At 57.4% G+C, this 19,509-nt stretch carries 16 protein-coding genes; 4 read left to right on the top strand and 12 right to left on the bottom strand.

What is annotated here, in order from left to right; genetic code table 11:
* Position 1 precedes the first annotated feature (1 nt).
* Both trbH and trbI read left to right on the top strand, forming a co-directional pair.
* Positions 2–439, top strand: coding sequence for a conjugal transfer protein TrbH (gene trbH, locus OIU37_RS33885; protein WP_264260045.1), 438 nt, complete (start codon positions 2–4; stop codon positions 437–439).
* Between the two features lie 10 nt (positions 440–449).
* Positions 450–1,751, top strand: a complete 1,302-nt coding sequence (gene trbI, locus OIU37_RS33880) for an IncP-type conjugal transfer protein TrbI (RefSeq protein ID WP_264260044.1) — start codon at positions 450–452, stop codon at positions 1,749–1,751.
* Between the two features lie 172 nt (positions 1,752–1,923).
* On the opposite strand, the gene OIU37_RS33875 is transcribed toward trbI, so the two are convergent.
* Together OIU37_RS33875 and OIU37_RS33870 are read right to left on the bottom strand one after the other, a co-directional pair.
* The gene (locus tag OIU37_RS33875) at positions 1,924–2,676 is read right to left on the bottom strand and encodes a VirC2 family conjugal transfer protein (protein WP_264260043.1); all 753 of its coding nucleotides are present in this window, start codon (positions 2,674–2,676) and stop codon (positions 1,924–1,926) included.
* 1 nt (position 2,677) lies between these two features.
* Entirely contained in the window at positions 2,678–3,373 is a 696-nt protein-coding gene (locus tag OIU37_RS33870; protein WP_264260042.1) for a conjugal transfer ATPase VirC1, read from the bottom strand.
* Positions 3,374–3,615: 242 nt separating this feature from the next.
* Here OIU37_RS33870 and OIU37_RS33865 point away from each other — a divergent pair, with 242 nt between their 5' ends.
* Complete coding sequence (locus OIU37_RS33865; RefSeq protein ID WP_264260041.1) at positions 3,616–4,074, top strand: DNA mobilization endonuclease VirD1/MobC family subunit; 459 nt, start codon at positions 3,616–3,618, stop codon at positions 4,072–4,074.
* A gap of 34 nt (positions 4,075–4,108) precedes the next feature.
* The gene (locus tag OIU37_RS33860) at positions 4,109–6,235 is read left to right on the top strand and encodes a relaxase/mobilization nuclease domain-containing protein (protein ID WP_264260040.1); all 2,127 of its coding nucleotides are present in this window, start codon (positions 4,109–4,111) and stop codon (positions 6,233–6,235) included.
* 891 nt (positions 6,236–7,126) lie between these two features.
* Here the strand turns inward: OIU37_RS33860 and OIU37_RS33855 are convergent.
* From OIU37_RS33855 to OIU37_RS33810, 10 genes are all read right to left on the bottom strand, one after another.
* Positions 7,127–8,932, bottom strand: coding sequence for a hypothetical protein (locus tag OIU37_RS33855; RefSeq protein WP_264260039.1), 1,806 nt, complete (start codon positions 8,930–8,932; stop codon positions 7,127–7,129).
* Positions 8,933–9,046: 114 nt separating this feature from the next.
* A complete protein-coding gene (locus OIU37_RS33850; protein WP_264260038.1) occupies positions 9,047–10,654 on the bottom strand; it encodes a hypothetical protein in 1,608 nt (535 codons plus the stop codon).
* Between the two features lie 34 nt (positions 10,655–10,688).
* Entirely contained in the window at positions 10,689–10,883 is a 195-nt protein-coding gene (locus OIU37_RS33845) for a hypothetical protein (RefSeq protein ID WP_264260037.1), read from the bottom strand.
* 298 nt (positions 10,884–11,181) lie between these two features.
* Entirely contained in the window at positions 11,182–13,230 is a 2,049-nt protein-coding gene (gene virD4, locus OIU37_RS33840) for a type IV secretion system ATPase VirD4 (protein ID WP_264260036.1), read from the bottom strand.
* Between the two features lie 286 nt (positions 13,231–13,516).
* The gene (virB11, locus tag OIU37_RS33835) at positions 13,517–14,518 is read right to left on the bottom strand and encodes a P-type DNA transfer ATPase VirB11 (RefSeq protein WP_264260035.1); all 1,002 of its coding nucleotides are present in this window, start codon (positions 14,516–14,518) and stop codon (positions 13,517–13,519) included.
* Positions 14,515–15,891: a TrbI/VirB10 family protein gene (locus OIU37_RS33830; RefSeq protein ID WP_264260034.1), complete on the bottom strand. Its 1,377-nt coding sequence runs from the start codon at positions 15,889–15,891 to the stop codon at positions 14,515–14,517. The genes virB11 and OIU37_RS33830 overlap by 4 nt, the downstream gene beginning before the upstream one ends.
* Entirely contained in the window at positions 15,881–16,681 is an 801-nt protein-coding gene (locus tag OIU37_RS33825; protein WP_264260033.1) for a TrbG/VirB9 family P-type conjugative transfer protein, read from the bottom strand. Before OIU37_RS33825 ends, OIU37_RS33830 begins: the two co-directional genes overlap by 11 nt.
* Complete coding sequence (locus tag OIU37_RS33820; protein ID WP_264260032.1) at positions 16,678–17,370, bottom strand: virB8 family protein; 693 nt, start codon at positions 17,368–17,370, stop codon at positions 16,678–16,680. Before OIU37_RS33820 ends, OIU37_RS33825 begins: the two co-directional genes overlap by 4 nt.
* 14 nt (positions 17,371–17,384) lie before the next feature.
* Entirely contained in the window at positions 17,385–18,659 is a 1,275-nt protein-coding gene (locus OIU37_RS33815; RefSeq protein ID WP_264260031.1) for a type IV secretion system protein, read from the bottom strand.
* A gap of 4 nt (positions 18,660–18,663) precedes the next feature.
* Positions 18,664–19,470: a type IV secretion system protein gene (locus OIU37_RS33810; protein WP_264260030.1), complete on the bottom strand. Its 807-nt coding sequence runs from the start codon at positions 19,468–19,470 to the stop codon at positions 18,664–18,666.
* Between the last annotated feature and the right edge of the window lie 39 nt (positions 19,471–19,509).

The raw sequence follows: 19,509 nt of genomic DNA, 5'->3' as shown, positions 1-19,509 counted from the left end.
CATGCACAAGCTTTTTGCTTTCATCGTCATGGCGGCTCTTCTCGCCGGTTGCCAGACCGCTGACGACGCTCTCGACACGCATACCGCTCCAGCCGCAATTTCGGGTTTAGCCGCAAGCGCCGTTGCGGGTGACATGGCAAGCCGTCTTGCCGAACAGATCGGCAGAGGCGGCACGACAACAATCAAAATGAAGAAAGACAGTTCTGAGTTCGCCGCAACGCTGGAGGCTGCACTGAAGGGTTGGGGCTATACCGTTATTGTCGATCAAAAGGTCGCGAAAGACGTCACGCCGCTCGAACTTGCGTGGTCGATCGGCAGCATGGACGGCCAGATCCTTGCGCAGCTCTCAACGCCATCGATCGCGATCAGCCGCGCCTATCTGGTAACGCCAGCCGGCGCCACGCCGGCAAGCCCGCTTTCCATCATGCAGCGCAGCTGAGAGAACGAAAATGGTCCAGTCGCTCCAGCTTGGAAACTTGAACCCGTCAAGCACCCAGACGGGGATGCGCCGTCTCAACCGGATACCGATCATCGTGGTGATCGCCATCGTCGCGGTGATCATCGGCATCGTGGTGATCGGCCTGGCGTCGCGGGGCTTGCCGTTCAGCAGGAATTCGGAAGCCGACAGTGCCTCGAACTCGCCAGCGTCGACCTTCGGCGATCAGTTGAAGCGGGGTGTCTCAGACGGTATCATTGGCGAGCCGGCCGAGCGGGAGGTTTATCAGCCAACGCCGGCCACAGAACAGCAAAAGGTCGAACAGAAGCAAGCAGAGGAGGTACCTAGGCGCGACGAGCGAGCCGAGCAGGGTTCGAAGCTTGAGCCGGAGGCGGACTGGCTCGCTCGATTGAAACGAGAGCAGGACGAACAGTTTATTCGAGAGCGGCAAAGACAACGGTTAGCACGCCTTCAGGCACGTTCGACGGCGCTAGACTCGCCACTCAAGATCGACATCGCCGAAGCAAGAGAGACTTCGACACGAACAGGTCCGGGTGGCCAAGCCGGGACGGCGAATACCTCAGTGGCTTCCGACCTCTACGCAGCCGCGATGCAGGCCGGATTAACGGGCCAGAATGCAGATCAGAACCGCCAGGTTTCGAAAGAAGATTTTCTAAACCAGGACATTAAAGATCTCGGTTATCTGCCGAGCAGGGTCGTGCCGCAGATATCGCCGTATGAGCTGAAACGCGGTTCCGTTATTCCGGCAACACTGATTACCGGGCTGAATTCCGATCTTCCCGGTCGCATCACTGCTCAGGTCAGCCAGAGCGTCTATGACAGCGCCACAGGCTACCGCCTGCTTATTCCCCAGGGCGCCAAGCTGTTCGGCCGTTACGATTCAAAGGTCTCTTTCGGCCAGGAAAGAGTACTAGTCGTCTGGACCGATCTCATTTTCCCGGATGGCGCGACGCTTCAGATCGGCGGCATGGCAGGAACCGATGCTGAAGGCTATGGCGGCTTCACGGACAAGGTCGACCGGCACCTCTTGCGGACCTTCGGCTCGGCAGCACTTGTTGCCATCATCGGAACCGGGATTGATATGTCGATGCCGGAAAGTTCGACACTCGCGACCCAGGACACCGCCTCGGATGCCGCGAGACGCAACTTTGCAGAAGTCTTTGGGCGTGCGGCCGAGCAGACAATCTCGAAAAACCTGAACGTGCAACCGACAATTCGCATCCGACCAGGATACAAGTTCAATATTCTGGTTGATCAGGACATTATTTTCCCCCGCTCATACACTCCCGGCTGAAACATCGGCGTCAACAGGGATGAGATGAAGCCCCTGTCAGCAACGCGGGAAGGCCTCTCGCGCCGGCGCTATCCATTTAAAGCGCTTTGCCTGAGAGGCATCGGTTCATGATCGGTTGCTCGGGAGGAGCGTCATCGTCGGCCTGAAAACACGGCGCCTACCGCTCGAGCGCTCATGGTTGATGGCCTCCGCCTTCGCGGGCTTGGCGGAGAGCGCGCTCGTTGGTAAAAAACGCCGCAAGAGCAGCCATTCCGAGCTTCCGCCCGAAAGCGCGGGTGCTCTCCAACCCCAAAGGATCGAAGTGCGCACGTGCGATCACAACGAGACGGTTCGGCATCATGCGCGACGTTTGCACAGCTTCCGTAGCTGCTGCGACATCGACGTCATAGGTTTGCGCCACCCGCTGAAAGGTGCCATCCGCCAGCAGCCTCTCGTAACTATGGAGAGCTTTGCGGAGGATCATCTGCAGCGCTTTGTGGGGAGAATACTGTTTGCAAAGAAGTTCGAATGTCGGCGAAACACCTGCCGCAGGAAAAGGAGCCGAGAGAAAAACCTGGACCTTATCGCGGCGTACCCGAGAGGTCGGAAACGGAGACTCCGCGACGACGCCTTTGTCCTGAGCGCCCGTCAGGGCAGAGGGACCAACTTTGTCCGACGACATTCCAGAACTTTTTGATGATGCCGCCGCCCCCGGTTTCTTCGGAGCGGGTTTCCCAGTCTCGCTGATGTCATTTCCTGCTGGGCGGCGTTGCCACGTGTCGCCCGACTTGCGGCTTTGGTTTGCTGAGCCGGCGATCGGAAGGGCAGGTGCATCGGGCACTTGATCCGGACTGCTCAAGGCGCCCAATTCTTGCGACGCCGTCGACCGAACCGAAGCGAGGGTCCTCGCCTCTTTGACCGACAGGCTGGGCTTGCGAATTCCCATCTTATTGCTCCAGGGCGTTGTCCACAAATCGGCCGAGTTCGTGAAGTTCCTCCATGGCGGTCGTCAGATTCCGCAAAGCGAGCCGCATAGCGGGATTCGTTTGCGCACTGCGGATATTCAAGTGCAGCATGCCCCTGTTCTTCATGGCCGCAAATGCATCTCGTTCATGCATCGGCCTGTCCGTTTGAGGCAATTCGCCAAGCATCTCCAACACTGTGCGCTGGGAGGATGTCAACCTTCCGACGGGCACGCGTTGCCGCAGGATCGCGGCCGGAATGGCCAGGTTCTCACCAATCAACAGCTCGATAATATACCGGTAGGTCGCCAGGGCTTCATCTGCATCGAGCGGGGACAGCATTGTCGGCACGAGCAGGAGTTGTGAGCTTGCAATGATCGTATTATTGAGTTCGCTGGAGCCGCCATGTGTGTCAGCCAAGGCATAGTCAAAATTCTCGGCCTCGGCTTGCTCATACGCATGCTCGAGAAGAGGAAGTTCATCTGCGATGAAGATCTCGCATGCCGTGTCCCACGCGTTCCGCTTGGTAGCGTTTTCTCTCCACCGGGTCAGAGGGCGGTTCTCGTCCGCTTCAAAAAGGGCCACTCTTTTTCCGTCCGCCACCAGAGCCGAGCAAAGACCCATCAGCGCGGTTGTCTTTCCGGCCCCACCTTTAAAGGAGCAGCACGTAACCAGTTTCATCATAGATCTCCAATAAAAAGACGACGCCTGTCGTTGTGTAAAAGTAAGTTTGTGCACCTCGTGATGATGGATATCTCGATCCGGAACATCAATTCATTTAGTTGAAGTTCTGGTTTCAAATGTAGCTTCACTGTTCTGCGAAAATACATCCACAGCGTTGAAGATGGGAGGGAGGATGGTAATTTGAATTGCGGGTGCGTCGCTCACGCGAGCGTCGTCGAGGCGCCCCTGAGGAGTTACTAATGACGCAACATTCAAAAAAGGCTTCGCCGGATTTTTTCGATGAGTCCTCCATCACTGGTGAGGAAGCCGATCCCAAGGAATACAAGATTGTCAGCCTTCGCCTGCGGGAAGCCGAATACCTGGCCTTCTCCGGCCAAGCTGCCACACTTGGACTGTCTCACAATATGGCGTTACGGATCGCCGCCCGACGGATTGCGGGGTTTCTCGAGATCGACTCTGAAACGCGCACGGTTCTTCAGGATATCCTGCGGGAAATCGGTGAGTTGTCTCGCAATATTGCCCAGCTGAAGCTGGCCTGCGCAAAGACCGGAACTGTCGATATGAACGATTTTGCCAGGCAACGGGCGGCTTTCGGACGCGAATTTGCGCACCTTGATGCCCGTCTCAGCATGATATTGAATGTCTCCCGCCGCCGCAGAGATGGCAGGAACATTCTTCAAGAGGCGATGGACGCTTAAGTCAGCACCATTCGCCTTGGAAGGATCAGATCGGATGTCCGGACCGCGACAAGCTATCGTCCATATTCCACGTAATGGCGGATGCAAATCCATCAAGCGCCTCCGCAAGCAGTTGTGTTACCTGGATCAGGATGAAGATGTTGTTCTCGAGCTCTCGGAGCGACACGGTGGTGCGCAGATGTCGCGGGCCGAATATGAGGACTGGGCGAGGCTGTGGGCAGAGCAGACCGGACATTATCTGAACGGCGAGTCGCTCTATGATGGCGAGCAGGACCTCACCACCCACATCATTGTCAGTTTCCCTCCTGGAACTGACCACGGGGCAGCCTACGCGGCCGGACGCGCTTGGGCCGAGGACGTCTTTGGATCCGGCCGCAATGGCGGAGAATGGGACTACATCACCGCCTTCCACACGAACAGGCCGCATCCTCATGTTCATGTCATTGTCAATCGACGCTCATTGGCAGCACGGGGTGAATGGCTTGCCATTTCCCATCGTAACCGCTTCCTCAACTATGACACGTTGCGCGAAACGCTAGCGGATGCGGCCTGGAATCAGGGGATTGAACTCGACGCGACGTCTCGCGGACAACGCGGCCTTCAAGGACGCGGGCCAACCACCGCTGAATATCGCCGACAGGCAAGAGTAGAGTTTCGCAATCACTTTGAAGAGCACCATGAAGTCGTCGACCTCGCTCGAGATGGCCAACAGGAGGTATTTCCCGAGCTGACCGGACGAAGGCCGGTCGGGGATGAAGGCGGCGGACCGAGCGGCGGGGCTGGTGCATCTCGGGACGAAGACAGGAGACAGGCCACCGGGAGCACGATCCCCGTCGAGAGCCAACGGGAAGCGGAAAATGCGCGCGATGATCGTCGGAGCCAAGAGCGCCGGCGCCGGGCTGAAGATGAATTGGAGGCGGGCCCAAGCCGACGCCGAGAGCCCCAACCAAGCCCATTTCCGGAAGACAATAGCGATCTTTATGAGATGCCGCTCCGTTTGGACCGTCCCGATTACGACACACTTGCGGCGCGGCAACTACGCGGGGAGATGACCCAAGCAAATGCATCCGGGGGCAATGACGGGCGCCAGGCTGCACCGAACCCGATCCCTGTCGACAGCCGCCAGGAAGCAGAAGACGCGCGCGACCTTCGTCGGAGCCAGAGCCGCGAGCGCCGTGCGGCGGATGAAGTGGAAGCTGGCCCAAGCCGTCGCCGCGTGCCCCAGCCCACCCCATCTCCGGAAGATGATGACGATCTTTATGCGGACGAGCCAAGTTGGCTCCTGCGCGAGTACGACTTGCTCGCAGCGCGTCAAATAAATGAGGAAATGCCGCGAGCAGAAGAGCCGCGCTTGCCGCCTGGTTATATCCCAAACCACGAACTCTACGCTAACCTCCAGAGAATGGCGGACGATCTCGCACGAAATGGCGGATCAGGTGAGGGGACGTCCCGCGATGAACTGGATCCAACAGGTGCCACGGGCGCGAGAAGAGGCCCATCTGAGCCCTCTTCTGAAAGCGACGACGTCGAGGACCAGATCCGGCGAGAGATGGCCGAGTACCGTGAACGCCAGGTCGAAGCATCACGTCGCAATCGCGAGATCGAGGAATCGGCAGCAGGTCCCAGCCGCCGCCGCAGGCCAGCCAGAACCACCGACGCTATGTCGTCCGCACCCGCGCGCGATCACCACGAGGCTACCGGGGCCGGGGCCGAATCCAGTGCAACCACCAATGCTGCTGTCACCGAAGGGAATGATGGGCGCGCGGCCCTGACGGATTCACGAGGAAGACACCTGTTGGCGGAAACCATCGAAACCCGTGGCCAGCAAATACGGCGCCGAAGCGACGAGCGAGCGGCAAGTCGCGAACGCCAGCGCGCCCTTGAAGAGTCGGAAGAACAGGCTGACGGATCCGAAACAGAGACACCGCCCGTCGAAACAACTCCATCGCGCACCGCTCCGGAGATCGCAAGGCAACCGGAGCCCGTCCCGACGAACAGCCGGCAAGCGAACCGCGCCGTTGCGGGGCCTGATCCATCTCAACCACGTGCCATCCCTGCGGTCGCGCCCGAAGGCGCTGCTCCTGACGAGGCCAACCGGCGAGGGCCTCCCGAGGTCAGGCGCACGCCACCGATTGAACGCGATCGGAACCGCACGCGATAGTGCTCTATCCCATCCTCCATGAACGTCCTGAACGGCCAATCGAAGCCGACAGGGAGAACCCAGCAGCGTTTCACATAACAGAAAAACGCACGTCGCTGCCGTATGTCGAACACCGTGTTAGGCAGCGAGTGTGGCGCAGATTTACGCACCACCCTTTTGAATTGCGGTCCGGACAGGCGTCGGGCTGACGCCCGATCCGGGATAGAATTGCAGCGACATGCACGCGTCTGCGTTTATCGATGCCCCAACTCTTACATGGTCTGGTTGATCGGGAATCTCCATTTCAGGTCGTCGTTTTGGGCTGCAAGATGATTGCGTCGGAAGCAGCGCGACATTTGTCCGGCCATGAGGTTGCACTGATCGGGCTCGATGAGCCGGCAGATTGTTCACGCCATAAAGATGTCTTTGGGGCCACCACGATGAGGTCGTATTGCGCGGTGGTTCGATAAGGAGCCGGTGTAAATGAACTGCGTAGCGCTTTCGCGCTGCGACAAGATTTGGTTGGAAAGCGGTGTGGAGTACTATCGCGACATCTTGAAATCAGGGATATCTGGTCGAGCCCGGTACGTGATCCGATTTCCCACCTATACCTCCTAAAGCGAACGGTAATTATCGGGTCGAAACCTCCCATCGAGCAAAGCCGTCGCTGTCGTATGACGTTTCAGCCCGCACACCTGCCCTTAAGCTCATCCAGGCATTGCCGGTGACCCTCGCTTCCAGGCTTTCTGGTCGTGAGAACCTCCAAGCAGAAATTCCATTGCTCTTCCATGGAAGGACGAAATCGGGCGGCGGCCACAATGTGGGAAGGGAACAGCGGTTACCTGCAAGACGACATGGACACTTACAACATAACGTGGTGCTGTCCCACTGAATGCCACTTCTTCTCGGCAATCATACGGTGATCGCCGCCCCCCGGTCTCTATCGTTACGTGGGTCGAATGTGCGTGCCGAAGGCGTGCTGACTGCGGCTGGTGTTGGAAATGCAGGGGCAAACGCGGCGGGTTTTGCGAACCGACTGCCACTCGTAGACGCCGCAGGCTGCGCTACCCGTCCCGGTACCGGCGTGTCCAGATGAGATGGCGCCACCTTTTTATCACCTGCATCGGTTGCCTCGGGAGCCTTCTGACTATTTCCAAGTCGCCGGATCGGAACCGATTGCGCTGGAAATGCAGGGCTAAACGCGGCAGGCTTTGCGAACCGGCTGCCGCCCGTAGGCTGGGATTGAGGTTGACTAAGGGCAGGGGGCGGAAAAGAGGCGGGTTGAACTGCCGGCCCCTGTTTCTGATTGTCCATCTCAGTCGACTCTCGCAGAGCTGCCAGGGCAAGTTGCTCCTGACTATTTCCGAGTTGGCGGATCGGAGCCGCCGGTGCTGGAAATGCGGGGCTAAACGCGGCAGGCTTTGCGAACCGACTGCCGCTCGTAGACGCCGAACGCTGAGGTAGGCTGGCAACAGACGAAACAGGGGCGGTCTGAGCTATCCCTCCCGATCTCGGCGGCGTATGTCCGTCCATTTGTATTGATTCAAACAGCGCTGCCACCGTCTTTTCATCGTTGGAAGCCCGCTCCTGATCCTGTCCAGCACGCTGGAATGGCTTTTCAGTTCCCAGTCCGACCCCCGAGTCGACTCTGGCCGGAGCAGAAATATCTGGGGAAGGTGACCTCTGCCCAAGCCTGTGGATCGGAGCAGGCGCGACACTACCATAGGGATCGGGAGCAGGCGCGGCCGGAGCAAAGCTGCCCCCCACAGATGCGGTCACCTGCGCATCAGGCTTCTGCGCGGCATCTCTACGCCGTTTCTGTTCGGCCAGTTCCTTGGCTGTCAGCAGCACCGTTCGGATCGACGTTCCGCCCAGTATCTTCCTCGTTGTCACCCTCTTGCTGTTTTCTCCGATGTATTGAACGTCTTTTTGCCAAATCTTGCCCCATTTACGGTTGTTGCCGGCAAGACTGCCGTCGGCTTTCAGCGTCCTATACTCTGAACTAACCCAGCCTTTCCTGCCCGTAAGGGTAAGCTTACCGGTCTTCTCGTCTCGTTCGAAAAGCTTTTCCCGACGTCCTTTTGTCTGGACGAGCAGGCGTTTTCCATTCTGATCGAGCCCGGACATGCGCTCCGAAACTGGGCTAAAAAATACCCCGTCTCTCAATCGATCCGTGCGAAAACGCGTCCGGATGAGTTTGCCGGTTGAGTCGGTTTCCCATTGCTCTTTAAACCGCCCGCCGCTACGCAGCTTCAGTTTTCTTTTGAGCTGGCCCGCCTCATTATATTCGCTATCGATGGTCTTGCCGCCCCGCGTTTTCACCGTCCTGGTGATCATTGCCCGCGGCTTTTTTCCAGACTCTTTGTCTGCCTGGGTCAGGGGAAGCTGTCTTTCAAATTTTTGAGTTGTGCCATTCAGTCTTCTTTTTTGCCGAACCAGCGTGTTCGGATCGGCAGGATCCACGAACAGCTTTTTCTGTCTCAGCCAGCTCTGGTATATAACGCCCTGGTTCGCCTCCGGACCAAGCTTGGCAAGATCTGCAAACTCGGCGGCATATCCACGCGCCTTGCCACGCTGGCCGTATTTCTTCTGAAACTCTTTCGCCTTCCCGGTCTCGGCGGCGGCAAGTGCGTCGAGAAGGCCTTGCTGGCGCCGCGCCGCGCGCGCGCCGAAGGCGGTGTTTGGATTTTTGGAAAGCCGTTTCCGAGATCGAGCCATGCGACAGTTCTTTCATGCCGGAGGAAGATTGGGTCCAGTTGAAAAACAGGGACGATGCGTGGATGGACGCGACTGCAGTCCGCGTCCGCCCAGAAGGTGGTGCGGGTTCCTTAACTATTCGGCTACCGACATATGTGAATCTCTGCTCGACGGCCGAGATATGATACCGTCCCGAGCAGCCTGAGAAGCCTGATAGCTCTGAGGAGTCATGTTTTCGAACTGGTGCGTCTGTACATTTGCGCCAGTATGAAAATTGGGTCCGGGTACCGGCGGCACGTTACTGTTTGCAAACCTCGATGGGACTGCCGGCGTCGCGGCTGGTGTCGCGTAAGCCGCCGCCGGTGGCGCGGTTTCCTTACCCGCCGCATCAGCACTTGTGTTCTGCGTCGCAAACCGGGACGCGGTGCGTGGTTCAGCGGTGCGTTCTCTCAACGCTTCCAAAGCTGCTGGAGGCATCCGGTCGTTCGTTAGCGAGGCCGCATTCCTGTAGGAACCGTTGCGGCCGCCGTTGTCCCCGACCGTCGCTACGAACGTTTTATCTCGAGGATATTCCTTTATAAAATCCGCTCCCTTCGCTGTCACTTTGGGGTCATTGAGAGGATACAGGGCGCCATTCGACTGCACCATGACGTCGGGAACGTCACGATGCTTCTGAAACAATTTGTTGATCGCGTTGGGCGTCAGCTCTTTGGAGCCTGACGCATTTATCTTGGTTTCGGCCCAGTCTCCCTTATGGATTCCGGTTCGGTCTGCAACTTTAGACAAATGCCCAGGAAATGTGACACTTGCCAACTCGATCGGGACATGCGTGTTGTTATGGGGATCCTTGACGTTGATAAGAATGTGTTCGTTTTCCGGTGTCGGCCCATATCGCAGTTTTTGCGCTTGGGGTGTGTCTGGAAGGTGCTCCAGGACAAGTTTGGCATCGAACATACGTCCGCCGCCCACGCTGACCATGACATCGCCCAGATCTTTCGTGTGGCCCTCGTTCAAGTATCCTTTGAAACGGTGGTCAGCGGTATTCCAGTCCTTCGACCGTGCATCGATATAGCCCGCGTCGTGATAGAAATTACCGGTCGATTTGAGCTGCGCCTTTTCATAACCGTAGTGCTGCTTCACAGCGTCAATCGAACCCAGACCGTCATTCTCGTGACGAAAAACTAGAATGCCTTTATTGCCGTTATGCAGCAACATGTCCGGAGCAGACGCTCCAGTTGTCATGATATTTTTGTATTCGTTTTGCTGCGACCGCAGACCGCCCGGCGTCTCGAAAAACTGCCGTTCCCCTTCAAGCTTGTATTTCGGAAGCTCTTTTCCGTCCTTGTTCCATGTCCCGTGTTGAACCCGCTCCGGATTAAGGTTTGCAGGTACGCCCCATTCACGCAGCTTGTCCTGCGCCGTCCTCACTCGGTCTTTGTATGGCAGCGCCGTGCCATCCGGCTTTGTAACAGTCTTGTCCAACAGAACGGATGGCGTGTAATTGCCGTTCTGATCCTTCACAAGAACCAATATGTGCTCGAGATCCTCGTGATTAAGCGGAATCCCGCCATGTTTTTGCACAAACTCCTTCGGAGGCAGCGCATCCCAGACGGCCGGGTTGTTATCCCGAGGCAGGCAAAGCAGAACCTCCCCCTCCTTGCCCGACTTCATGTCGACAGGAGAATGCTGGCTTAACTTCGTCGACTGCATCAAAGCCGAGAGCTCTTCCGTAGAATCCACCATATCTAAGTTCCTTCTATACCGGAATACTTGATTATTACTTGTCGTTGCTGAGAGCTTCCTGCTGATACAGCGCGTATGACTCCCTCAGCAGCACGAGCTCCTCTTCGGCCAAGTCCTGGTAGAAAGGTTCCTCATCCTGCAGATCATCGTTCTCTGGATGCCTGACGGCGGACACGATCCTGAGACTGCGTTTCGGTTGCGCTTCAAGCCCGTTGTTTTTGTCCGACATTCTCTTTTCCTTCACGGTTTGGTTTCCATTCGCGCGATGCACTTTCATCGGCATCGCGCCTGTGTTGACCGCGGCCTCGCGATCAAACGTCTTCGTCAGCAGTCGGCAACCGCCTGGTGACTTTGTGCCTCGAGTGGCCAATACGACCTGGCCGCTTTAATCCAGATAGTGCACGATAAAACCTAGCTCTCATTCCAGTAAAATCAATTCTATTCTTTCGGTAATAGGGCTATTATTACAAATGCAATACCTTTACTTGAATATCATTCATCCACTTGGGAGAGAGCAGCTGCCACCTTTATTGAGATGTGTCGCGATGCTGAAGGGCGATGATGCGGTCAAGCAGTGCGCGCTGGGCAGCCAGCGCCTGCATTTCCTCTTCAGTGAGACTGTTGACCGTCCGATCTGAGTCGACGGATCTCGGCTCTGCGGCGGCATGGGCGATTGTCTCGCTCTCCGTCTGCCATTCGTCATGGTTCCCGCCGCCGCTTTCCTGTTCCGCCGGCGGTTCGTTCTGCCCATTCTCTTTGCCCCCCTCATCCGCGTAACCGTAGGTATTTTCCTCAGCGTATGTATAAGGCTCCGCCTCGCCCCGGGAATGCCCGGCGTCTTCTCCGGTCTCGCCCATTCCAGTCTCAACCGGGGCGACCAATGCAGGCGTAGGCGTTTCCAGTTGAGGAAAAAACTCGCGGACATCGGTCGGCTCCGGCAGGGGCCCCGTCTGGGCTTCGAACAGGCGTTTGAGAATGCGGTCGGAATAATACTTGACCTTGTCCATGCGCAGCGGCGGTTGGCCCTTGATGAGCACGATCTGGGTGGAATCATCGATGACGCGAACCTGCTCGGAACGCATCAGCGGCGCTCCCTGATTGGAGAGCTGCACATTGGTGTCGAACATCTTGCTCTGGCTGTACGAGATCGACCGCTCCCGATATGTGTAGTCGCCGATGGCTTTTGAAATATAATTGGGTGTCTCGTCGTCGGCGGTCGCCATGAAGACCTGGACTCCGGTATTGCTGAGGAAATTCTCCTTGCCCGATTCCTCATACGCGCCTTTCAATGCCGCAAGGCTCTGGATGATGAACATGAACCGGCCCTTGTAGCCGGCAATGGTGGTTACGGCAGTCTCGATCGACTCCAGCTTGCCCAGATGCTTGAATTCGTCGAGCAGGAACAACACTTCGAAAATCTCGTCCTTGCCCGGCATGCTCCGCTGCAGGATCGAGACGACCTGCTGGAAGAAAAGACGCACCAGCGGCGCGATGACTTCAAGATCGTTCGGGCTGACGCAGAGAAAAATCGAAGTTGGGTCGCGGCGCAGGTCGTAGATCGAGAAATCGGAGGTGGTCGTTGCTGCCTTGATCATCGGATCGGCCCAAAGATTGAGGCCACCGTCGCCCAGGACCGACGTATAGGAGGTGAGGATCTTAGTGTCGTTGCCCGCCATATTGTCGAAAATACGTTGAGCCTCGGGGCTTTTGGTCTCCCCCGCTAACTGGGCAAAGAGCTTATACTTCTCGCCAGGTTGCGCGAAAAGATCGTAGACCGCGCCGATCGTCGGCGTACCGCGCTCGATGCAGGCCAGAATGCCCGCGACGAACAGGTCACGCGCGCCATCGATGAAGCCCTCCGATCCCTTACCCTTTGCCGCAATCAAGTTGTGGGCAAGGCGACGCGTCTCGCTGAAGCGGCGATCGGGCGGCATGTTCACGATGTCGAGCACCGGATTGTAGCTATGCGTGCGTCCGGCCTCGTCAAAGGGTGCGAATTTGAATACCTGGTCGCCCCGTGCCAGACGTGCACGCGACGTCAGCTCGAACAGCTCGCCCTTCACGTCAAGCGCAAGAATGGATCCATTGAAGGTGAGCAAGGTTGGAATAACGATGCCGACACCTTTGCCTGCACGGGTTGGCGCCACCACCAGACTATGTGGCTGGTCACCGTTGGTCAGATATCTGCCAAAGCCGCGTGGACCGCTGGTTTTGCCAAAGATTGGTCCGTTGATCTGGCCGTATCGCTTGATGTAGCCCGCAGTCGCCAGCTCGCCAAAACGCGCCCAGCGGGCGGTGCCATGATGTCTCCCTTGCCGGAAGAGAAAGATCGCCAGTAACAGCGGGATGAATACGGCTGCACCACCGACGATCATCAGGCCTTGCTGAAAAACAGGTGTCGCATATCCTTTGTAGAATGGCGTCTCGTACCAGAAAGCGAGAATGTCGAAATTATCGATTGCAGAGGCGTTGATGCCATGCTGAAATCCGGCATAAAGGCTCGCCAGAAATAGTCCCACGGCCAGCGAGAAGACGAACCCGAAAAACAACGTATTCACTTTTCCGCGTGTGTCCATGATCCGTCCTTGACCTTCCCTGTGTCAACGGCGATTTCGTTCGCATTGAGTGCTATCGGGCCCGTCGCAACCCCCGTTGTCGCCCCCATAACCTGTGTGCGATCGGACCGTCCTCCATGCGTTTTGCTTCTGCGGCAGCTTTCTGTGCAAACTTTGGACGATGCGTTTCAGATCGTCACCACGATGGTGCGAACGGGCTGCCACCCGGCGAAGACCGGCAGTCCTTGCAACGCGCGATACATTCGGTATCGAGAGCAGGGCGCGTCGACTCATCCAGTCAAAACCGTCAATCCACGTCCTGTGACGTCAGATAAATCTCAAGGACGCCACGCGAACCATTGCGGCGACCGACTTGCACAATGATATCTATCGTCCGCTTTGCATAAGTGATGACCTCACTATGCGTGAGGCGAACTCCGGATCGCATTACCATCAGCGCCAGTCGGTCGAAGGCCAACGCCGGGCTGTCGGCATGGATCGTCGTAACAGCGCCCGGATGTCCTGTATTGATCGCCTCGAGGAAATCGTAAGCCTCCACGCCTCGAATTTCGCCGACAATGATCCGATCCGGGCGCATGCGCAGGCAGCTCTCTAACAACTTCGAGGGCATGCGCGCCGATTTATCCTTGCGATCCGATATCAGCGCGACCTGATTGCGGTGGGGCGGAAAAAGCTCGTGTGCATCCTCGATGGTGATGAGCCGCTCGTTCATATCCATCATGCCAATCAGTGACCGCGCCATCGTGGTTTTCCCAGAAGACGTGCCACCGGAAATCAGCACGTTGAATTTTTCGTCGATGGCCTGCCGGAACAGCCCCTGCAGATCCCCGTCCTTTGCCATTTGCGCGATCCGCTGATGCCGAGCACGCCTTTCTTCATCAACTCGAACCTGAACGCCTTCAACAAAGCCAATATCCTTGCTGGCAAGCCCTTTTGCCAGATACTTCCGGATCGACAGCGAGACACCCTGTTCAATAGCCGGTTCGATCACGATCTGCACACGCTGGGGATTTCCCCAGACTTCCACGCGCCCCGAAACGATGGGATGTAACGCGCCCAGGGTGTTGCGGGTCTCGCCCGCGAGTTGCGCGCCCAGCCGCTTGATGGCGTGTGGTGAAAGGGTGACATCGATTTCGTGCATGTGGGCTGCGCCCGATGCCTCAATGAAAATGGACCCGTTTGGATTGATCACCAATTCGTTGACTTTGTCGTCGACCAGATAATCCCGCAGTGGGCTTAAATATTGCTCCACGTAGGAGATTTCTCGGCGTGGCTGGATGTAGTTCATCGGAAGATAAGATCCCTGTTCACGAAGACGCGAATTTCCTCGCCCTGAGGAATACGAATGAGAGGGGGCAGGGAGAGGTATTTTTCCATGACGCCACTGCTCTGGTCGGACAAGTCGCTGCCGGCATTACTCGCGAGCTGGTCGCCGAGATTGATCGTCGTGCCGGAAGACCCGGAGCTGCCGCCACCGCGCTTGGAAAGCGCCGATGGAATCGCGTTTATCGCGCTGATCAGCATGGCCGCACCGAACTTCGTTCCGTACCGGTTGTCCACGTTGCCAAGAGTACCAGCACGCCCGAGCGTGTCGGTGCCAGTGGAACCGATCGCGATCGATTTTCCGTCCGGAGTGACGGCCCGGTTCCATGCAATCAGAACACGCTTTTGAGCAAGATCCACATCGTTGTTGAACTGGCCGACCAGCATAGTCCCCGGGGGCATCAAGACACGGCTGCCGTCGAACGAATAGACAGGCTGCATAACCTGCGCTCTGATATTACCCGGAAGCTGTGTATCGATCGCTGTCTCCAGGACGGCGGATATGATGGTACCCTGCACGACCATACGCGATGGATCGAACAGTTTTTGCGATACCGATGTCTGAACGACGCTGGAAGCGGCGGACTTCAGAAATCGCTCGTTTCCATCAAGGTCGGCGACATCCTCACTTCCCGCGGCGCCAGCGCCGCCGACGTGGTCGCTGCGCTCGTCGACGATCACCGAACCAGACTCGCGTTGCGCCTTATCGATCTTTTCCAGTTCCTTGGCGTTAGCCGCGCGCGCCTTGGCTGCCTCTTCTGCCCGACGTCGTTCCTCTTCTGCCCGCTGCGCCTCCATCCGCAGCCGGGCGTTTTCCTCCGCCATGGCCTTGCGTTCCTCAGTGAGCTTCCGCGTAACCATCTCATTGTACGACGAGAGCATGTCCCGTATCTCGTTGGTCGAGATTTCGGGCCGCTTGTTGCGCTCCACCTCCGCCAATTTGTTCTGCAGTTCCTTGAACCGTTCGTTCCACGCCAGGTTAGGATCGACGGGTTTCTCCTCGACCGGTTGCGGCGATGCTGGCACGATAAAATCCAGTCGCGCTGGCTTATCCTTTTCGCGATCAACCTCCATGTCCACGCTCGACGTCCGTGAACTGTCGCCTATGACGCCGAGAGCTTTCAAAACGCCGGTCGGTCCTGCCGTGACGAGGAAAACAAAAGCTGCGCCGCCCATCAGGACCGCCAGCATGATTTTCGATTTCTTGCTTCGAGCGGTTCCCGTCTGGCGGCTGCGTCTTTCATTGAGCAATACCTCCCGCTCGGCGGCGAGACGCGCTTCTTCATCCGGACTTACCGGGTCGGGAGTTCCTTTGCCCAAGCCATTTTCATCCTGCATGGTTACCTCCCGAGGGCTTCTCACCTGCAAGGTGCGAGGTTTGCTTGACCGCGCCGCCCCGGCCGATGCAAATGGAGCGGTCGCCTATACGCAACACCCAGAAATCGCTGACGCCATCGACGACGATACGGTTGCCCTGCGTGCGTGAGTTGATGAGTTGCTCGTCTTTCTTGTCACCCACCTTGAAAACCGCAGGTCTGGGTGCTCCCTCCGGCAGGAAGAACGAGGTCTGCCTGCCATTATCCTGAACCCACACGGGTCTGAACTCCCCCTTCCCGGAAACCATATAGTTCGAGTTGATGATTTCCGGACGCGGCGGCGATGCCGATCTTTTCTCTCGATCAGCCGGGTACGCAAAAACCGACCGGATCGGCGGAGAGGCAGCTACACCCGCGGATTCGGCCAGCGACCGTATCTCGAAGGTATAGACGCGGCGATCGGTATAGATCGTCATGTTGGTTGCCGCCGCCGCTATTGTCGGCTTGATGCTGACGACATGTCCGTTTTTCAGCTTGACGACTTCCCAGGAGGCACTGTCGCCGATCAGGATGGACTCTACCTGCTCCTCCTTGGAGAACTCCACGGCGCTGACCGCTTTCATAGGCACAGCGATTTGATAGACGCTGTTTTCCCCATAGCTCACCGAGCGAATCCTGGGGTCCCGTACAGCAAGCTGCTGCGTAGATGGCATGTTCTGATCCGCCAGAACGGGCGTCGCCATGGCAGCGACAAGTCCAGATATCATCACTTGCTTGAACATCGCAGTCCCCTTGTTGTGGATTAAATTCATTGCGTCGCCTCCGCGTCGATACGATACGACAGGACGCTGAAGCCCAGTGGGTTCTTCCAGACCTCCTCCAGCTTCGCCCCGTCCTTGGGTTGAAACGCATATCCGACCGTTGCCACGAAAGTCCGCTCCGCGGTGGGGCGGCCTTTTTCCTCGCGGTACTTCGTGATGCGGACTCGAGCGAGGTCGGTGGCATTCCGGCGGGCGGCAGGGCTGATCGAAATGGATTTTACGACGACCCTTACCCGCACTTCATTGCCATAGACAGTCGGCGGATATTCGGTGGATCCTGACGTCCAAAGGTGCGCGAGCGTCTCGGCGGCGTTTGCGGCGGATCTGGCCATGACATCGGGAATCCGAACCGCGTTATCGGCTTGATCATAGGTCTCTCGGTCAATGACGTAGGACACCAGTTCAGCCTGCAGGACCGCGTCTTGCTGTGCGAGAGAGGCAGGCCGGACCTGGACCAGTTTCTCTGCTTCGCCGGTCGTCTTGTCGACCATCACGACGAATGGTTTCGTCTCGTTCAGCGGCAAGATTGCAATCAGGCATCCAAGCGCGAGCAGCGCCGCAATGATCGATCCCACTGCGATTTTCGCCCAGTTGTTGCGTTGCTGTCGGAGAGTAAAGAAAACCTCGTCCTCGAACGCGTTCGCAGTCGTCGTTTTTGACATGAAAACACCGCTATCCATCGGAAATTCCGTCGCTATTTGTTATAGAGGTCGCGCTGCTCAGGCGACATCTGGCTGGAAGTCTCGCCACTGGTTGAAGACGATTGACCAGTGGATGGGCCTCGATAGGACTGATAGGCCGGATTTGGGCTCATTTGCCCCGGTCCCACCACGGCCTGCTCACGCCTGTTTCTCCAGAATGCCTTGCGATCGTCGGCGTGGCGTCGGAAGGCCGAGAAGCCGGATGCAAGCCCTTGCTTCAGCGAGGCGCCGGATTTTGCCGCGCCGATCGTGGCGCCCGCAGCGTGCAGATACTTTCTCGGATCCGCGACTTGGCCCAATGTCCGCTGTGGAAGCGCCATCATGTACTGCTTCAGCGATGACACGCCGCCCATTCGGCTCGCAGCGCTTGTCATGCCTCTCGCCAGGCTCGCGCCGCCGACGGCAACGGATGCTGAAGCAAGGGTTTGTGCCATCGTCGGAATGTGGAACAACAGGACCAGTGCGGCGATCATGACGAAGATAAATGCCCAGAATTTACTCTTATCCAGGCTGCTCGCTCCAGACGTCGCAAGTATGTGGCTTGCAAAATACAGCACGATAGCCATCAGGCATCCCAGAAGCAGCGGAATGACCGCAAACCCGACCAACAGGCTGACCCACCCCTGAAAATAGTGGCGTGTCTTTTCCCACATGAACATCATGATGCCGAGCGGAGCCATGCTGAGTGCAAGGATCATGCCGACCTTCGCGATCAGCACGATGACAGCTGCCGCCGCGATGAATATCCCGCCAACGATGAGGATCAACACACCGGAAAATATGTTCCGGAATGTCTTTCCCAGATCGAGAATTGACGTATCCCGGAGAAAATCGTGCGCGATCCAGACGATGGCATGGCCGAACTCGTCCATCGCAGCATAGGTCTTTACCTCCGGATCAGCGCCGGTGATTTTGGACGGGTCCAGGATATCCGCTCGCAATGTCTCGATATCGAGTGCGACGGCCTCCACAACCAGGTTCGAGTACCCTTGCGTGATCCCTGTCAAGGCGTTGTAGATTGGCGTGAAATTGCTCCAGACCGTCGCAAAGCTGACCACCAGGATGTAGGTCACACCCCAATTGACGTATCTGGAATAATGAATGCTCTGGACCTGAAAGATGTGGTTCAAGGCTATGAACAGCAAGGTCACCAGACCGATCGAGGTCATGACGTCCTGTACAGGGGAAGCGACCGCGTCGAAGACGTTCTGCAGATAGTCGACCGTCGCATCGTCGATGTCTTTGCCGATTGATTGTATCATTCCCATGACGTCACCTGTTGAAGTCTTTGAGGCCGTCAATCCAATCCTTGTCGCTGGCTTCGCTCGCGAGCGCCATGAAGTAGGCGCTCAAAAGCGATGTCGTCGCCGACTGGGTCCGTATGCTCTCGTTCGATTGCTGGGTGAGTTCGATCATCACACGTGTGTTGATATCGATGCTGGTCTTCAGATCAGGGCTGTCTTCGAGGGCTGTAATGTAGTCGTTCAAGCGGCCATTGCTGGCATTGGCACGCTTGTAGGCGGCTTCCGCAGATGCTCCTGCCACGGCGCCCTTTGCCGCGAACTGAGCCAGGATTTTCTTGCTGAAGAGTTCGTCGTTCCTGAGCTCAAATGCCTTGCCCAGATCAAAAGTCGTCCGAAACTGGTTGAGCGCTTCGACCAGATCCGGCGGTCCTTCAACCGCTCCGTTCATGGCACCGTCGGCCATTTCCTTCAGACCGTCTCCGCCGCCGCGCGCCTCGATCTCCTCGGGGCCGTTGAGAACCGGAAATTCCTTTGGTCCGATCTGGGCGCCCCGGATCAGATCAAGCAATTGTTTTTGTCCTTGAGCGGCGCTGAAAAGTTGAGAAATTCCGCCCGCCACCAATCGTGAGAGATCGACGACCTTCATCAATTGCTGGATCGACACTTCATCATGTGTTTCCTGCGCGTCTCCCGAGGCTGCCGGGGCGGTGCCTGTTACAGGGTCAGGAACCGGAACGATAGTTTCCTGCGCCGCGCCTGTTCCGGTGAAGGCCGGGATGAACGCGATGGAAAGGACAGCGGACCTCAGGAGTATAGATCGCACAGCGCGGTTCATGAGAAAATTCCTTCCGAAGGATCTTGGAGAGGCTCCCAG

The sequence above is a fragment of the Rhizobium sp. BT-226 genome, assembly GCF_025847085.2.
Lineage (GTDB): Bacteria > Pseudomonadota > Alphaproteobacteria > Rhizobiales > Rhizobiaceae > Rhizobium > Rhizobium sophorae.
Note: the sequence above shows the minus strand (reverse complement) of the source record. Positions and strands in the feature narration are given on the sequence as shown.

Excerpts from the sequence above, each read along its gene's own strand:
- virB11 (WP_264260035.1), bottom strand. The coding sequence starts at position 14,518 with ATGAACTACATCCAGCCACGCCGAGAAATCTCCTACGTGGAGCAATAT.
- virD4 (WP_264260036.1), bottom strand. The coding sequence starts at position 13,230 with ATGGACACACGCGGAAAAGTGAATACGTTGTTTTTCGGGTTCGTCTTC.
- OIU37_RS33850 (WP_264260038.1), bottom strand. The coding sequence starts at position 10,654 with ATGGTGGATTCTACGGAAGAGCTCTCGGCTTTGATGCAGTCGACGAAG.
- OIU37_RS33845 (WP_264260037.1), bottom strand. The coding sequence starts at position 10,883 with ATGTCGGACAAAAACAACGGGCTTGAAGCGCAACCGAAACGCAGTCTC.
- OIU37_RS33810 (WP_264260030.1), bottom strand. The coding sequence starts at position 19,470 with ATGAACCGCGCTGTGCGATCTATACTCCTGAGGTCCGCTGTCCTTTCC.
- trbI (WP_264260044.1), top strand. The coding sequence starts at position 450 with ATGGTCCAGTCGCTCCAGCTTGGAAACTTGAACCCGTCAAGCACCCAG.
- OIU37_RS33855 (WP_264260039.1), bottom strand. The coding sequence starts at position 8,932 with ATGGCTCGATCTCGGAAACGGCTTTCCAAAAATCCAAACACCGCCTTC.
- OIU37_RS33830 (WP_264260034.1), bottom strand. The coding sequence starts at position 15,891 with ATGCAGGATGAAAATGGCTTGGGCAAAGGAACTCCCGACCCGGTAAGT.
- OIU37_RS33875 (WP_264260043.1), bottom strand. The coding sequence starts at position 2,676 with ATGGGAATTCGCAAGCCCAGCCTGTCGGTCAAAGAGGCGAGGACCCTC.
- OIU37_RS33815 (WP_264260031.1), bottom strand. The coding sequence starts at position 18,659 with ATGGGAATGATACAATCAATCGGCAAAGACATCGACGATGCGACGGTC.
- OIU37_RS33870 (WP_264260042.1), bottom strand. The coding sequence starts at position 3,373 with ATGAAACTGGTTACGTGCTGCTCCTTTAAAGGTGGGGCCGGAAAGACA.
- trbH (WP_264260045.1), top strand. The coding sequence starts at position 2 with ATGCACAAGCTTTTTGCTTTCATCGTCATGGCGGCTCTTCTCGCCGGT.
- OIU37_RS33865 (WP_264260041.1), top strand. The coding sequence starts at position 3,616 with ATGACGCAACATTCAAAAAAGGCTTCGCCGGATTTTTTCGATGAGTCC.
- OIU37_RS33825 (WP_264260033.1), bottom strand. The coding sequence starts at position 16,681 with ATGAATTTAATCCACAACAAGGGGACTGCGATGTTCAAGCAAGTGATG.
- OIU37_RS33860 (WP_264260040.1), top strand. The coding sequence starts at position 4,109 with ATGTCCGGACCGCGACAAGCTATCGTCCATATTCCACGTAATGGCGGA.
- OIU37_RS33820 (WP_264260032.1), bottom strand. The coding sequence starts at position 17,370 with ATGGATAGCGGTGTTTTCATGTCAAAAACGACGACTGCGAACGCGTTC.